General features: G+C 65.7%; 12 protein-coding genes and 1 tRNA gene. 8 read left to right on the top strand and 5 right to left on the bottom strand.

Features of this window, described 5'->3' with window-relative positions:
* Positions 1 to 13: 13 nt before the first annotated feature.
* Positions 14 to 1312, top strand: coding sequence for an NCS2 family permease (locus AC1RBA_RS07665; protein WP_492417496.1), 1299 nt, complete (start codon positions 14 to 16; stop codon positions 1310 to 1312).
* A 68-nt stretch (positions 1313 to 1380) separates the two neighbouring features.
* Here AC1RBA_RS07665 and AC1RBA_RS07660 read toward each other — a convergent pair whose 3' ends face one another.
* Complete coding sequence (locus tag AC1RBA_RS07660) at positions 1381 to 2088, bottom strand: GntR family transcriptional regulator (protein WP_492417494.1); 708 nt, start codon at positions 2086 to 2088, stop codon at positions 1381 to 1383.
* A 270-nt stretch (positions 2089 to 2358) separates the two neighbouring features.
* Here AC1RBA_RS07660 and AC1RBA_RS07655 point away from each other — a divergent pair.
* Positions 2359 to 2434 (top strand) — tRNA-Asn (locus tag AC1RBA_RS07655).
* A gap of 151 nt (positions 2435 to 2585) precedes the next feature.
* Here the strand turns inward: AC1RBA_RS07655 and AC1RBA_RS07650 are convergent.
* Positions 2586 to 2969 carry a hypothetical protein gene (locus AC1RBA_RS07650; protein ID WP_227742012.1) on the bottom strand — a complete coding sequence of 128 codons (384 nt, stop codon included), beginning with the start codon at positions 2967 to 2969 and terminating at the stop codon, positions 2586 to 2588.
* A 340-nt stretch (positions 2970 to 3309) separates the two neighbouring features.
* Here AC1RBA_RS07650 and AC1RBA_RS07645 point away from each other — a divergent pair, with 340 nt between their 5' ends.
* Together AC1RBA_RS07645 and AC1RBA_RS07640 are read left to right on the top strand one after the other, a co-directional pair.
* Complete coding sequence (locus AC1RBA_RS07645) at positions 3310 to 4101, top strand: alpha/beta fold hydrolase (RefSeq protein ID WP_070288798.1); 792 nt, start codon at positions 3310 to 3312, stop codon at positions 4099 to 4101.
* A complete protein-coding gene (locus AC1RBA_RS07640) occupies positions 4098 to 4475 on the top strand; it encodes a VOC family protein (RefSeq protein ID WP_492417492.1) in 378 nt (125 codons plus the stop codon). Before AC1RBA_RS07645 ends, AC1RBA_RS07640 begins: the two co-directional genes overlap by 4 nt.
* Before the next feature lie 23 nt (positions 4476 to 4498).
* Here the strand turns inward: AC1RBA_RS07640 and AC1RBA_RS07635 are convergent, their stop codons facing one another.
* Complete coding sequence (locus AC1RBA_RS07635) at positions 4499 to 5203, bottom strand: hypothetical protein (protein WP_492417490.1); 705 nt, start codon at positions 5201 to 5203, stop codon at positions 4499 to 4501.
* 144 nt (positions 5204 to 5347) lie between these two features.
* Here AC1RBA_RS07635 and AC1RBA_RS07630 point away from each other — a divergent pair, with 144 nt between their 5' ends.
* From AC1RBA_RS07630 to AC1RBA_RS07615, 4 genes are all read left to right on the top strand, one after another.
* Positions 5348 to 6187: a M15 family metallopeptidase gene (locus AC1RBA_RS07630; RefSeq protein WP_070288797.1), complete on the top strand. Its 840-nt coding sequence runs from the start codon at positions 5348 to 5350 to the stop codon at positions 6185 to 6187.
* Between the two features lie 217 nt (positions 6188 to 6404).
* Positions 6405 to 10226 carry a type VI secretion system membrane subunit TssM gene (gene tssM / locus AC1RBA_RS07625; RefSeq protein WP_492417488.1) on the top strand — a complete coding sequence of 1274 codons (3822 nt, stop codon included), beginning with the start codon at positions 6405 to 6407 and terminating at the stop codon, positions 10224 to 10226.
* Complete coding sequence (gene tagF / locus AC1RBA_RS07620; protein ID WP_492417486.1) at positions 10223 to 11203, top strand: type VI secretion system-associated protein TagF; 981 nt, start codon at positions 10223 to 10225, stop codon at positions 11201 to 11203. The genes tssM and tagF overlap by 4 nt, the downstream gene beginning before the upstream one ends.
* Positions 11204 to 11212: 9 nt before the next feature.
* Complete coding sequence (locus AC1RBA_RS07615) at positions 11213 to 11992, top strand: OmpA family protein (RefSeq protein WP_070311256.1); 780 nt, start codon at positions 11213 to 11215, stop codon at positions 11990 to 11992.
* A gap of 14 nt (positions 11993 to 12006) precedes the next feature.
* Here the strand turns inward: AC1RBA_RS07615 and icmH are convergent, their stop codons facing one another.
* Positions 12007 to 12792 carry a type IVB secretion system protein IcmH/DotU gene (gene icmH, locus AC1RBA_RS07610; protein WP_070224157.1) on the bottom strand — a complete coding sequence of 262 codons (786 nt, stop codon included), beginning with the start codon at positions 12790 to 12792 and terminating at the stop codon, positions 12007 to 12009.
* Positions 12789 to 14159 carry a type VI secretion system baseplate subunit TssK gene (tssK, locus tag AC1RBA_RS07605; protein ID WP_492417484.1) on the bottom strand — a complete coding sequence of 457 codons (1371 nt, stop codon included), beginning with the start codon at positions 14157 to 14159 and terminating at the stop codon, positions 12789 to 12791. The genes icmH and tssK overlap by 4 nt, the downstream gene beginning before the upstream one ends.
* Positions 14160 to 14170: the final 11 nt, after the last annotated feature.

Below are 14170 nucleotides of genomic sequence, written 5' to 3'. Positions count from 1 at the left end.
CAAGGGGTTAATCATGCAGTTCCTGGAACGCTATTTCAAACTGAAGGACAACGGGACCAATGTGCGCACGGAGCTGCTGGCCGGCCTGACCACGTTCCTGACGATGGCCTACATCATCTTCGTCAATCCGACCATCCTCGGCGACGCGGGCATGCCGAAAGACGCCGTGTTTGTCGCCACCTGCCTGGCGGCCGCCATCGGCACACTGATCATGGGTCTGTACGCGAACTACCCGATCGCGCTGGCGCCGGGCATGGGCTTGAACGCGTATTTTTCGTATGCGGTGGTCAAGGGCATGGGCATGAGCTGGGAAGTGGCGCTGGGCGCCGTCTTCATTTCCGGCTGCCTGTTCATTCTGGTCAGCCTGTTCAAGATACGCGAGATGATCATCAACAGCATCCCGCCCGCGCTGCGCACGGCCATTACGGTCGGTATCGGCCTGTTCCTGGCCATCATTTCGCTGAAAAGCGCGGGCGTGGTGGTATCGAATCCCGCCACCATCATCGCGCTGGGCGACTTGCACCAGGCGGCGCCCATCCTGGCCATCCTCGGTTTCTTCATCATCGTCGCGCTGGACCGCCTGAAAGTGCCGGGCGCCATCCTGATCGGCATCCTCACCATCACCATCGCCAGCTTCTTCTTTGGCGGCAACCAGTTCAACGGCATCGTCTCGGCGCCGCCCGCCATCGAACCGACCCTGTTCAAGCTCGACATCATGGGCGCGCTGTCGATCGGCATCGTCAACGTGGTGCTGGTGTTTTTCCTGGTTGAATTGTTCGATGCGACGGGCACGCTGATGGGCGTGGCCAACCGTGCCGGCTTGCTGAAAGACGGCAAGATGGAACGCATGAACAAGGCCTTGCTGGCCGACAGCACGGCGATCGCCGCCGGCGCCTGCCTGGGCACGTCGAGCACCACCGCCTTCGTCGAAAGCGCAGCCGGCGTGCAGGCGGGCGGACGTACGGGCTTGACGGCCGTCGCCGTCGCGCTGCTGTTCCTGGGCAGCCTGTTCTTCGCTCCGCTGGCGCACACGGTGCCGCCGTACGCGACGGCGCCCGCGCTGCTGTACGTGGCCTGCCTGATGCTGCGCGAACTGACGTATATCGACTGGGATGACAGCACGGAAAGCATCCCGGCCGCCATCACGGCGCTGATGATGCCGTTTACGTATTCGGTGGCCAGCGGCGTGGCCTTTGGTTTCATCACCTATGCGGTATTGAAACTGTTGACGGGCAAGGGCAAGCAGGTCTCGGTGGTGGCCTACATCATCGCCGCCATCTTCCTGTTCAAGTTCATCTACCTGGGCGAATAGCAAGTTTGCCTGCAAGCACTGACAAGGCCGCCCGCGCACCAGCAGGGCGGCCTTTTTTTTGGCGCCGCTTACATCAGCAGCGCGGCCACCAGGTCTTTTTTGGCGTCGCCGGCGCTGCCGTCGAAGCGCAAGGCCGCTTCCACATGCGCCAGGTGCTCGACCATCAGGCGCGCCGCCAGATCGGCGTCGCCGCTGCGTGCCGCATCGAGAAAGCGGCCGTGTTCGTCGCACGAGCAGGCGGCCGCGTGACCCGACTGGTACAGCATGGTGATGAGCGAGCTGCGGCCCACCAGTTCGCGCACGATGTCGCGCAGAACGGCGTTGCCGGCGATATCGGCCAGCAAGACGTGGAAGTCGCCCAGCAGTTGCGAGCGCAGCGGCGTCGCTTGCGCCAGCGCCAGGCGTTCCGCTTTCAGGTGCCGATCGAGCATCCTGTAGTCGGCAGGTTTGGCCTGCGCGACGAATTCGCGCGCCAGGGCCGCTTCGATGATGCGCCGCGCGGCAAAGATGTCGCGCGCTTCCGCTTCGGTGGGCTGGCTGACGAAGGCGCCCTTGTCGGGCACCATGCGGATGAGTTTGTCTTTCGAGAGAATCAGCAGGGCGGCGCGTATCTTGGTGCGGCTGACGCCATACAGCCGGCACAGCGCCTCTTCGCGCAGCCGCGTACCGGGCGGCAATTGGTGCGCCACGATGGCGGCCGCCATATGTTCGGCAATTTCTGCCGAGCTGTCGCCGCTGCCGGCCTTGTCTACCAGGGTTGCGCTTGATTCTGTCATGTCGGGTAAGAGCAGTCAGCCAGGGGCAAGGCGAACCTTGCAAGCGCATGTCCGCGCGGCGGCGTGGTTGACGCCCCGCTGCCGGCATGCCGTTGTGCGCCTTGCGTATCGGCAAGGCATGGCTATTCTACTATCTTGCCTGGCGGCGCGCAGACGGGGCCCGCCGCGTGGCGAGGCATGCTCCCTGGCTGCCTGTTTTGCTGGTCATGCAGCAACCATGTAGTAACGACTGGACATGGGAAATTTTGACGTATATAATTCGGCCTCCTTTCCCTGATAGCTCAGTTGGTAGAGCGACGGACTGTTAATCCGCAGGTCCCTGGTTCGAGTCCAGGTCGGGGAGCCAGAACAAGCAGCAGCAAAGGGCCACGTGGCAACACGTGGCCCTTTTGTCATGTGCGCATGGTTTTCATCCATGCTTGCCATCCCGTCAGTGTATCAACGGCCTGCGCGATGCCATCCCGCTGGTGGCAGGTGCACGCGCAATGATGCCCGGATCAGGGATCGACAAACACGTCGAAGCGCACCTTGAGCGGGCTGCCCCAGGAGATTTCTACCCAGGCACGGAAGCCGCCGTTGTATGGCGCGATGTTATACACGGCCATGCGGGCGGCGCCGATGAAACGGTCCTGGGGATTCGCGCCATATTCGCTGATATTGAGAAATACGCGCGAATTGGCGTGCACATTGGCATTGGCGAAGTTGACCGAAGGATGCACGCCATTGGCCGTCCACGTATAGTAGGTGGTGAAGGCGGCGGGACTCAGGTTCAAGTCCTGTGCGGCCGCGCCTTGGGCGCTTTGGCCTTCCTGCTCCATCGGCGTATCGGTTTCATCCAGTGCCAGGTTGCTGCCGGTGCGATGTTCTACTTTCATTTCCATGATGTACTCCTGATCGATAGTTTGGACGCCGCGCCTGTCGTCGTGCGGCAAGACGCCCTATCTGTGCTGCCGTGACGGCCAGTGTCACGTCCTGGCTGATAAGGTAGCCGCCTGCTCCATCCTGTTGGAGTAATTCATTCTAGGCATACGCAGGGGCGGAAAGCGCGCTGGGCCGCCGGAAAAGCGGCGTGCGATTGTGCTGGCGCAAACACCTTGCAAGCAGGCGGCAAGATATTTTCCCCCAGGCTATTTTTACGGGGCCGCCACGCATGCGGCGCAGGACAATGGCACAATAGGCCCAGCCGACCTGCCGATACGGAACCCGTTGCGAGCCTAGCCCATGCCGATACTGAACCTGAGTGCCGAAACCGATATCTATTACGAACTGATCGAAGGCGACCCCGCCAAGCCCTGCCTGGTATTCCTGCACGAAGGACTCGGTTGCTGTGCGATGTGGAAAGATTTTCCCGCGCAGCTATGTCAGGCGACGGGGTGCCGCGGCTTGCTGTATGACCGTCATGGCTATGGGCGGTCGTCGCCGCTGGCGGCGCGGCGCCAACTCCATTATTTGCACGACTACGCGCTGTGCGAACTGCCGCAAGTGCTGGCGGCACTGCTGCCGGGGCAGGACCATTTTCTCGTCGGCCACTCCGATGGCGGCAGCATCGCCCTGATCTATGCGGCGCAGCAGCCGCCGCGCTTGCGTGGCATCATTACCGAGGCGGCGCACGTGTTTGTCGAAGGCATCACGCTCGATGGCATCCGCGTGGCGGACGCGGCGTTTGGCGCGGGCAAGCTGCGGGCGCTGGCGAAATACCATGGCGACAAGACGGAAACCATCTTCAAGGCCTGGTCGGACACCTGGCTCAGCTACGGTTTCCAGTTCTGGAACATCGAATACCTGCTGCCTTCCGTCGAATGCCCGGCGCTGGTGGTGCAGGGCAGCGAGGACCAGTATGGCAGCGCGGCCCAGGTCGACACGATCGTGGCGCAGGCCCTCAACGCCATGCCCGCCATGGTCGAGCAGTGCGGGCATACGCCGCACCAGGAGCAGCCGCAGGCATTGCTGGCGCTGATGGAAGGTTTCTTGCAAGGCCGCATGGACGCGGCCGCTCATCCGAAAACTATATGATAGACCACCTCGATCACCTGGTATTGACCACCCGCGACAAACCGGCCTGCATCGATTTCTATACGCGCGTGCTGGGCATGCAGCTGGAAACGTTCGGCGCCGGCCGCCATGCTTTCAAGTTTGGCGCGCAAAAGATCAATCTGCATGAAGCCGGCAAGGAATTCCTGCCCAAGGCGGACCTGCCCACGCCCGGCGCGCTGGACCTGTGCTCCATCGCCGCCGTGCCGCTGGACGTGTTCATCGCCCATCTGGCGGCGCTGGGCATTGCCATTGAGGAAGGACCAGTGTCCCGCACGGGCGCCAATTGGCCCATCCGCTCCGTGTATCTGCGCGACCCGGACCGTAACCTGATCGAAGTGTCCGAGCGCGCCTGAGGTTTCATGCGGCGCCCAGGCGTTCAATGGCAGGCGGGATCGCTGTCCCAGCGGCCCGAGCAGATGCGCGAACGGCACAGCATGCCTTCGATCAGGCCCAGCTGCTGACAGCGCCGCAACAGTTCCGCCGTGTCCTGTTCCTGTTCCTGTCCCTGTCCCTGTCCCTGCTCCTGCCTGCGCAGCACCACGTCGCGCACTGGCGGCGCCATGCCTTCCTGCCGGTGCGCATGGGCGACCATCGCCGTGAGCAAGGCGACGTCGCTGTCGCCGGATGCTGCGGCCGGTTTCGCTCCCTGTGGGCGGGCGGCCGCCTGGCGCGCGGGCGGCGGCGTCTTGGGCGGCGCGCTTGCTGTGGCGGCGACCGCAGCAGGCAAGGGCGGCGCCGCCGTGTTGACGATGGTGGCCGCCTGTGCCGCGTGCGGCAGCGCCGTTGCTGCTGGAGCGGGCGGAATCTCGGTCATGGCTGTGGCGGGCGCCGGCGGCAGGGGCGGCACCTCCGTGTCGTAGGCGAGCACGGCCATGATCAGCGCCGCCAGGCACAGTGCGCCGGCGGCGCCGTACCGCCAGCCGGGGCGCCAGCGCGGGGCCGGCATGGCTGCGGGCGCGGCGGCACCGTGCTCGAGCTGCGACAGGATGCCCTTGCCTTCGATGCGCGCGCCAGCCGCGCCGGCCGTGCTCAGCAGGTCAGGACCGCGCGCCTGGCCATCTCCGGTTTTCAGTAAAGACAAAATATCACCTCCGCAATGGATCAAATTCGACTGACCTTGATGTAAACCGCGCTTATGCGGGCCGCGGACGCCTACGATCTAACGATACCGCCGAGCAATGGATTGCCCGGCCCCGCCGATTCCCGTCACGGAGCGCCCCATCCCATGTTTGTCGCCCTGGTCCTGATGTATTTCCTGCTCGCCTGTCTCGCTTGCTGGCTGCTGCTGTTTCCCGGCGGCCGCGCCATCGTGCTGCACACGCTCGTCAACCTGGGCTGGCGCATGCAGCGGCGCGCACAAGGGTTGCAGCGGGGCGGCGGCGCGCAGTGGCAGCGCGTGCAGCAGCACACGGGCTCGGGCATGGCACGCGCCTGGCAATTGCTGTGGCGGCATCGCTGGCTGAGCCTGGCAGGCAGCGTGCTGGTCATCGTGCCCCCGCTGCTGGCCTGGCTGTCCAGCGACCGCATCGCCCTGCGCGGCTATGCCGACCAGCAACACGTCATCAATGACCAGGTCAGCGACTTGCTGAAGGGCGAACAGCTGGTACCGCCACCGACCTTGCCGCCGCTGCTGTTTTCCACTGCCGAAGTCACGCAGCTGCGCCCGCTGCTGGGCGGCGCCAGCCGCAACTGGCAATTGCTCGACCACGATTTCGCGCAACGCCTGCTGCTGGTCTTCAAGATCATGAAGGAGGTGCATGGCTATGACATGGTCTTGCTGGAGGGCTATCGCAGCCCCGCGCGCCAGGACCAGCTGGCGGCGGCCGGGCCGAACGTGACGAACGCCAGGGCGTTTCAAAGCTATCACCAGTACGGCCTGGCCGCCGATTGCGCATTCATGCATGAAGGAAAGCTCATCATTTCTGAAAAAAATGCCTGGGCCATGCGCGGCTACCGTTTGTATGGCGTGACGGCCGAATCGGTGGGCCTGCGCTGGGGCGGGCGCTGGACCATGATGGATTTCGGCCACACGGAATTGCCGCAACCGCGCGGGCCGGGCAAGTAAGCCGCGCCAGCCATTCTAGCGCCGCGTACCGGCCTGAATTTCACCGCTGCAAGCTTACTTGCGCAGCGTCAATTGCACACCGGCGCGGGCCGTGCGCTGGCACCAGATACTTGTCGTATGTCAACAAAGGCGCGCCGCATTGCTGTCAGCATGGGCCGAATCCGCCTCGCTGCGCGGCGGCGTTCCTCCTGTTTTGCGACCTCACCCTGGGCTCATCATGCTGCGACGACTCTGGCATTTCCTCACCGACAGCCGCAATCTGACCATCTTCGGCTTCGTGGCGCTGGCCGTGTCCCTGTACCTGGGCGCCGAGGTGCTGGAAGTGGCGCTGATCTGGGCGCTGGCCTTGCTGCTGCTGGCTTTTGTCACGTGGCTGGGCCTGTGGCTGTGGCGCCGTCGCCGCGCGCGGCGCAATGCGCAGGCGCTGGGCCAGGCCATCCTCAACGAGGCCGAGATCGCCGCCGCGCAGGCGGCCTCGTCCTCGACAGCCAGCAACACGCAGCAGGGCGAACTCGACGCCGTGCGCACGGGCATGCTGGCCGCCATCGAGACCATCAAGACCTCCAAGCTGGGCCTCAAGTCGGGCGCCGCCGCCCTGTACGAATTGCCGTGGTACATGATCATCGGCAATCCGGCCGCCGGCAAGAGCAGCGCCATCCTGCATTCGGGCCTGCAGTTTCCTTTCGCCGACGGCAAGATCGTGCAGGGCGTGGGCGGCACGCGCAACTGCGACTGGTTTTTCACCACGGACGGCATCGTGCTCGACACGGCAGGGCGCTACTCCGTCGTCGACGAGCACCGGGGCGAGTGGTTCGGCTTTCTCGACCTGCTGAAAAAATACCGGCGCAAGGCGCCCATCAACGGCATCCTCATCGCCGTCAGCATCGCCGAATTGAAGGGCGACCCTGACGTCGGCATGCAGCTGGCGCGCAGCCTGCGCAAGCGCGTGCAGGACGTCATCGAGCGCCTGGAAGTGTTCGCGCCCCTGTACATCGTGTTTACCAAGGCGGACCTGATCGCCGGCTTCACGGAGTTTTTTGCCGATGCCGAACGCAGCGAGCGCGAGCGCGTATGGGGCGCCACCATGCCCTACCAGCGCAAGCTGCCCACGGCGGACTTGCTGAGTTTTTTCGACCAGAGCTTCGATGAATTGCACGATGGCTTGACGGAGCTGAGCCTGGCCAACATGGCGCACCGGCAACGCAAGACGATGGCGCCCGGCGTGTTCACCTTCCCGCTGGAATTTGCCGCCATCAAGCCGGCCCTGCGCGCCTTCATCGCCACCCTGTTCGAGGAAAACCCGTTCCAGTTCCAGCCCGTGTTCCGCGGTTTTTACTTGACCAGCGCGCTGCAGGAGGGCGAGCCCGTCAGTGCCTCCTCGCAGCAGGTGGCGCGCCGCTTCGACCTGGCCTTCGCGCCGGCCCCGGCCACGGCGCCATCGGGCGCGCGCCAGCATGGCTATTTCCTGCTGGAGTTGTTCCGCAAGGTGATTTTTGCCGACAAGCACCTGGTGGCCACCTATGCCAACCGCGCCAGGCTGCGCTTCAAATATGCCGTGTTCTTTGCCGCCACCGTGTCGCTGGGCGCCTGCCTGGGCGGCTGGAGCTGGTCCTACCTGGGCAACCGCCAACTGGTGGCCAACGTCGAAGCCGATCTGAATAAAGTGGTGAAGCTGCAGGAGAAGCGGCTGGACTTGCAGTCGCGCCTGGAAGCGCTCGAGATCTTGCAGGACCGCATCGAGCAGCTGGAAGCGTACCGGGAGCAAAGGCCGTGGTCCTTGCGCCTGGGCCTGTATCAGGGCGATTTACTGGAGCGCAAGCTGCGCGAGGAATATTTCGCCGGCGCGCGCCAGGTCATGCTGACCCCTGTGGCGGGCGCGCTGGAAGCCTTGCTGTTCGAGATGAACGCCAGCGCCGACCAGCTGCAGCCCACGGCGCGCACGCCGCAGACGCCGGGCGCCGCATCGCCCGCTGCGGCGCCCGCCGCGCCGCGCAACGTGCAATACCAGGCGGCCAGCGCGACGAATGTGGAAGACGCCTACAACGCGCTGAAAACCTATCTGATGCTGGCCGACAAGACGCATGCGGAAAGCACCCACCTGAACGACCAGATGACGCGTTTCTGGCGCGGCTGGCTGGAGGGCAACCGGGGCGCCATGCCGCGCGAGCAGATGATACGCAGCGCCGAACGGCTGCTGACGTTTTACCTGGCGCAGATCGGCGACCCGTCCTGGCCGCGCATCGAGCAAAAGCTGGCGCTGGTCGACCAGGCGCGCGAAAACCTGCGCCGCGTGGTGCGCGGCATGCCGGCGCGCGAGCGCGTGTATGCCGACATCAAGGCCCGCGCCTCGACGCGCTTTCCCGGCATGACGGTGGCGCGTATCGTCGGCGAACAGGATCAGGCCCTGCTGGCGGGCAGCTATGCCGTCTCCGGCGCCTTTACGCGCCAGGCCTGGGAAAAGTTCGTCGAGGGCGCGTTTCGCGACGCCGCCAATCGCGAACTGCAAAGCGCCGACTGGGTGCTGAAAAGCGCCTCCACCGACGACCTGACCCTGGAAGGCAGTCCGGAGCAGATCGAGAAAAACCTCGTGGCCATGTACAAGGCCGACTACGCGCGCGAGTGGCAAAAATTCGTGCAGGGCGTCGCCGTCGCCGACCTGAAAGGTTTTGACGGCGCCGTGCAGGCGATGAACCGCCTGGGCGACCCGCAGTCGTCGCCGATCGCCAAACTGCTGACGACGATTTACGAAGAAACTTCGTGGGACAACCCGGCGCTGCAAAATGCCCAATTGCGCAAGGCCGAGCGGGGCATCATCGCGTGGTTCAAGGAAACCGTGCTGCGCCGCGCGCCGTCGCAGCTGACGGCCAGTCCCGGCGTCAATGCGCAGCTCGATCCGGCCCGCCTGGACAAACCGATGGGCCCCGTGGGACGCGAATTTGCCGGCGTGGGCAAGCTGGTGGCGGCCAGGGACAACAATGCCTCGCTGATGCGCGCCTACCTGGAAGCGCTGTCGAAACTGCGCAGCCGCTTGAACCTGCTGAAGAACCAGGGCGACGCAGGGCCGGGCGCGCGCCAGTTCATGCAGCAGACCTTGGAGGGCAGCGGCTCCGAGCTGGCCGACGCCCTGAAACTGGTCGACGAGCAGCTGCTCACGGGGATGAGCGACGCGCAAAAGCAGGCGATACGCCCCATCCTCGTGCGCCCGCTGATGCAGACCTTTGCCGTCATCGTCGCGCCGGCCGAACTCGATATCAACAAGACCTGGGCGGCGCAGGTGTACGAACCGTTCCAGAAATCGCTGGCCAACAAATATCCGTTTGCCCCAAGCGCGCGCATTGAGGCGAGCAACCTGGAGATCGGGCAGTTCTTCGGCCCGGAAGGCCTGGTGGCGAAATTCGTCACGACGTCCATGGGGCCCCTGGTGGTGCGGCGCGGCGACGTGCTGGCGCCGCGCACCTGGGCCGACATGGGCATCAGCCTGTCGCCGCAGGTGGTGGCGCGCTTCCCCGGCTGGATCGCGCCGCTGGGCGCGGGCGGCGTGGCGGCCACGTCGACGGCGGCGCAAACCGTGTTCCAGATCCAGCCGTCGCCCGCACCGGGCACCCTGGAATACACGGTGGAGATCGACGGCCAGCAGCTGCGCTACCGCAACACGCCGGCGCAGTGGACGAACATGGTCCATCCGGGGCCGCAGGGCGCGGCGGGCATGCAGGGGGCGCGCATCACGGCCGTCACCTTCGACGGGCGCACGGTGGAACTGTTCAACGAGCCGGGACAATTTGGCTTGAAGCGCATGATCGATGCGGCGGCCAAGAAGCGCAAGGACGGCGGCGTGTTCGAACTGCGCTGGACGCGCGGCGAGGTGGCCGTGGCGGTCGACCTGAAAATCACCAGCAGCGCGGAAACGACGGCGACGGGTGCGGGCGGAACTGCGGCGGTGCAGGAGCAGGGCTTTCGCGGCATGCAGCTGCCCGAGACCATCGTGGGTGCTCCGGCTTCTGTGCCGGTCATCGCTGCGGCTGCGGGAGTGTCGCCATGATGCGCGCGCAGCAGCCGGTGCGCCTCGGCTACTTCGGCAAGATCCCCGCGCGCGGCGATTTCATCAAGGCTTGCGACAATCACGCGCTGGTGCAGCTGCTCGACGACTGGCTGGCGCAGGTCATGACTGCGCTGACGGTGGAGCCGCGCTGGAAGCTCAATTACGACGCCTTACCGCCGCTGCGCTTTGCCTTCGTCGGTACGCGCAGCCGGCGCGCCATCGCCGGGCGCCTCGAAGCGAGCAACGACCAGTCGCAGCGGCGCTTTCCCTTCATGGCCATGGGCGCGCTGGAAATCGACGACGCCGAAGCCTTTGTCGGCTGCAGCCCGCTGGCGCTGGCGCCCCTGTGGCAGCGCGTGGAGCAGCTGTCGCAAGGCATCGTGGCCAGCCCGGAGCCGGGTCCTGCCTTGCTGGCGCTGGCTGGCAACGTGGTGGAGGTCGAACCGGCCGCGCCTGAGCACGCGGCACGGCTGGCCGCCTTTTTGCAGGCGCAGACCGTGCATGGCCTGCAAACGATGCTCGCTTCGCCCGCGTTCCCCGTGACGGTGCGCGAATTGCTGCTGGGCCTGGGCCTGCTGCTGCAGCCGGTGCGCCGGAGCGGCTTGCCGCGCCTGGAAAAAAGCCTGGTGCTGCCGCTGCCGCAAGACGCGCAGCTGCGCGACTTGGTGGCCAGCTTCTGGCTGCATCTGATCGCGCCTTTCCTGCGCCAGGCCGATTTCGAACTGGCGCTGTTCTTTTCCCACCTCGACGAGGCGCCCGTGCTGGTGATCGGTTTTTGCGGCGCCGACCCGCATGGCTTGCGCGCGCTGATCGATCCGCAGGCCGGCAGCGAACGGCTGATCATCTTCGACCAGCTCGACTGGGTCGAGGAGCAGCTGGGACACGCATCGGCGCTGCGCCGGTTGTCCGCCTGTTTGCAGCAGGAGCAGCTGTCGCTGCGCTCGGCCTGCGCCATGTTCACGAATACCTTTACCTGAGGGATTGCGATGAAACCAACCGTTTTCTTCCTGCTGCAGCTTGCCGCCACTGCCTGCCACGCCCAGGCGCAAGCGCCGCAGACGCCGATGCCGGGCCAGATCCTCGTCACGGGCACCCTGGCCGACGAGGCGGGCAAGGCGGCCGTGCTGGGCCGCCTGCGCGAACTGTATGGCGCCGAGCGCGTGGTCGACCAGATCAGCATCGGCAATGTGGCGGTGCCGGCCAACTGGAACGGCTACGTGCAAAAGCTGATCGCGCCGAACCTGAAGCTGATTTCACGGGGGCAGATCAGCATAGCCGGCAACAACGTCAGCGTGCGCGGCGAAGTGGCGAACGAGGCGCAGCGCCAGCAGATCGCCAGCGATATCGCCACCAGCCTCAATCCCACCTACACCGTCAACAATGGCTTGCGTGTCAAGGCGGCCGAGGCCGAGCAGGGCTTGCTCGATGCGGCGCTCGATAAACGCATCATTGAATTCGACAGCGGCAAGGCCACCATCACGCCGGCCGGCCAGGCCATCCTCGACGAGATGGCGGCCGCCATGCTCAGGCTGCGGGGCCGCAAGGTGGAGGTGATCGGCCATACGGACGACACGGGCCTGCGCGCCAGCAACGTGGCCCTGAGCCAGGCACGGGCCGAATCCGTGCGCGCCTACCTGGCCAGCAAGGGCGTCGCGGCCGATACCGTGCTGGTGTCGGGCCAGGGGCCGGACCGTCCCGTGGCCAGCAACGCCACGGCCGATGGCCGGGCGAGGAACCGGCGCATCGAGTTCCGCATTGCTCAATGATCCGCGCCCACTGATCAGGGCAGAGTAATGGTCAGGTGCGCGGGCCGCGGCGCCAGCTTGACCAGGTCCGCATACGCGGCCAGGGTCGTTTGCGTGCCGCGCGTCAGATGCGTTTTCAGACCGAGGTAGGCGCAGATGGCCAGCAGGGCGAAAAAGCTCGACAGCGCCCACAGCGGCACGTCGCTGCCGCGTTTGTTGACCACCTGGTCGGGGCGTTCCGCGCGCGGCGCGAAGCCGCGGCTCTTGCCCTTGATGTGGGCGATCTCGTCGCCCAGGCGCGCCGTCAGATAGCTGAGTTTTTCGCCGCCGTCGATCGCATACTTGCCCTGGAATCCCAGCAATAAACACATGTGGAACACCTGCAGCGCCTGCACGCGCATGGCGCCCTTGCCGCGCAAGGCGTCGAGGCGGTCGAAGAAGTGTTCGCCGGCCAGCTGGTCGCCGAAGATCAGGAGCTGCAGCGGGCGCCGCTCCCACTGCTTGCGCAGGGCGAACGGCGAGGCGAGGATGATTTCATCGACGGCCGCGCAGAACGCATACTTGGCCGCCTCGATATCGTCGCCATCGGCGCGGATCTTCTTCGCTTCGCGTTCGAAGTCGTCGAGGAAGGCCGTGATGCGGTCCATGAAGCTTTGCTCGTCGCCGGGCGCCGAACCGTGCTTCAGCATGAACAGCATGTAAAAGCCTTCGTGCATCAGGTCCAGCAGGGCGCTGCCCGCATGCCGGCTGCTGCCTGCCGGGGCGGCACCGCGTGGTCCCAGCAGGGAGGGCGCCGCGCGCCGTTCGATGAGCTGGCTCATGCCGTCACCGCGATCAGTTCCAGCTGCAGGTCGCGTATGCCGGCCGGCACGTAGACGGAAATCGACTGCGCCTTGAGCATCTGCTCGTACAGCGCGCCGCGGTTTTCAATCGCAAAATAATAGGTGTCGGGCCGCACGGGAATGGCCGCCGGCACTTGCGGCGCATGCGACAGTTTCAGGCCGGGCATGGCCGTGAGCACGCATTTTTCCACGTCGTCGGGCGCGCCTACTTTCACCCGCAGCGGCACCACGTCCACCAGCTCGATGGCGGGCATGGCGGCGCGTATCGCCAGGTACAGGGTGGTGTGCTGATCGATCTTGCCCGAATCGAGCTTGCCCAGGTAGTAAGAGGGCTTGTCTTCCAGCAGGGCGATGGAAAAATACTTCGACGAGATGACGGTGTCGAGCAGTTCGCGGATGATCGCGTCGATGGCATCGAAGCAGGCGCCCGGCTGCGCGTGGTCGTAGGCGGGCAGGCTGGCCAGGGTGTAGTGCTTGGAGTAGCTGAGCAGGCCGCCCGCCAGGCCCAGCAGCGCCTCGTACAGGCGCTCCGGATGCAGGGCCGGGTGGCGCACATAGTGCATCAGCGCGGCGGCGGCCGTGCTGACCGTGTGCAGCAGCCAGAACGAGGACACGTCGCCCGAGCGGAATTCGATCACGTTGCGGCTCGGTTCGCGGTGGTGGCCGTGCAGCGCGCTCACTTTCGCCTGCAAGGCGTCGAGCAGGTGTTCCAGCACGCCTTGCAGGCGCGGCGCGCCGGCGATCGCCAGGCTGGGCGCCATGAACGAGGGCACGGGTTCGAAGCCGCCCGATACCGTGCGCCGCAGGGCGATCAGCGGCAGGCAGTCGTAGGAGCCGCGCGCCTCGCTGTCGGGAATCAGGCGCACGGTCTTTTTCAGATAGGCCACGTCGGCCACGGCGGACTCCGTAAACAGGTCGGGCGTGGCGCGCATGGCGTGCGCGAAGCGCGTGGCCGCCGGCGTACCGGCATTTGGCGCCTGCGCCGTGTAATTCATGCCTTCGCGGTTGAGGATGGGCAGGGCCGCGTAATACGTCACTTCCTGCACCGCCGGCGGCAGCGCTTCCAGGTCCACCGGCGGGGGCAGGATATCGCTGCCGGGCGCGCCGTCGCCCAGCGCCTCGAACACTTCGCCGTCGCGGAAGATGGCCGACAGGGCCTGCAGGCGCAGGGTGCCCGTCTTCAGCGCCGCCAGGTCCCACTCCATGTGCGCCACGCCCCACAGGTAGGGATGCAGCGCGCTGGCCGTGTGATGCAGGCGCGCTTCGTGATACTGGTCCTGGCGCTGGAAATGCTGCGGCCGCAGGAACAGGCCTTCTCCCCACAAGACTTTCGCTGCCATGCCCATCTCGTTTCTCC

Source organism: Janthinobacterium sp. GW823-FHT03B06 (assembly GCF_058796955.1).
Note: the sequence above shows the minus strand (reverse complement) of the source record. Positions and strands in the feature narration are given on the sequence as shown.

What these genes read in the sequence shown, in the direction of transcription:
- tagF (WP_492417486.1), top strand. Translation starts at nt 10,223, where the DNA reads ATGATGCGCGCGCAGCAGCCGGTGCGCCTCGGCTACTTCGGCAAGATC.
- AC1RBA_RS07615 (WP_070311256.1), top strand. Translation starts at nt 11,213, where the DNA reads ATGAAACCAACCGTTTTCTTCCTGCTGCAGCTTGCCGCCACTGCCTGC.
- AC1RBA_RS07640 (WP_492417492.1), top strand. Translation starts at nt 4,098, where the DNA reads ATGATAGACCACCTCGATCACCTGGTATTGACCACCCGCGACAAACCG.
- tssM (WP_492417488.1), top strand. Translation starts at nt 6,405, where the DNA reads ATGCTGCGACGACTCTGGCATTTCCTCACCGACAGCCGCAATCTGACC.
- AC1RBA_RS07665 (WP_492417496.1), top strand. Translation starts at nt 14, where the DNA reads ATGCAGTTCCTGGAACGCTATTTCAAACTGAAGGACAACGGGACCAAT.
- tssK (WP_492417484.1), bottom strand. Translation starts at nt 14,159, where the DNA reads ATGGGCATGGCAGCGAAAGTCTTGTGGGGAGAAGGCCTGTTCCTGCGG.
- AC1RBA_RS07650 (WP_227742012.1), bottom strand. Translation starts at nt 2,969, where the DNA reads ATGGAAATGAAAGTAGAACATCGCACCGGCAGCAACCTGGCACTGGAT.
- AC1RBA_RS07645 (WP_070288798.1), top strand. Translation starts at nt 3,310, where the DNA reads ATGCCGATACTGAACCTGAGTGCCGAAACCGATATCTATTACGAACTG.
- icmH (WP_070224157.1), bottom strand. Translation starts at nt 12,792, where the DNA reads ATGAGCCAGCTCATCGAACGGCGCGCGGCGCCCTCCCTGCTGGGACCA.
- AC1RBA_RS07630 (WP_070288797.1), top strand. Translation starts at nt 5,348, where the DNA reads ATGTTTGTCGCCCTGGTCCTGATGTATTTCCTGCTCGCCTGTCTCGCT.
- AC1RBA_RS07660 (WP_492417494.1), bottom strand. Translation starts at nt 2,088, where the DNA reads ATGACAGAATCAAGCGCAACCCTGGTAGACAAGGCCGGCAGCGGCGAC.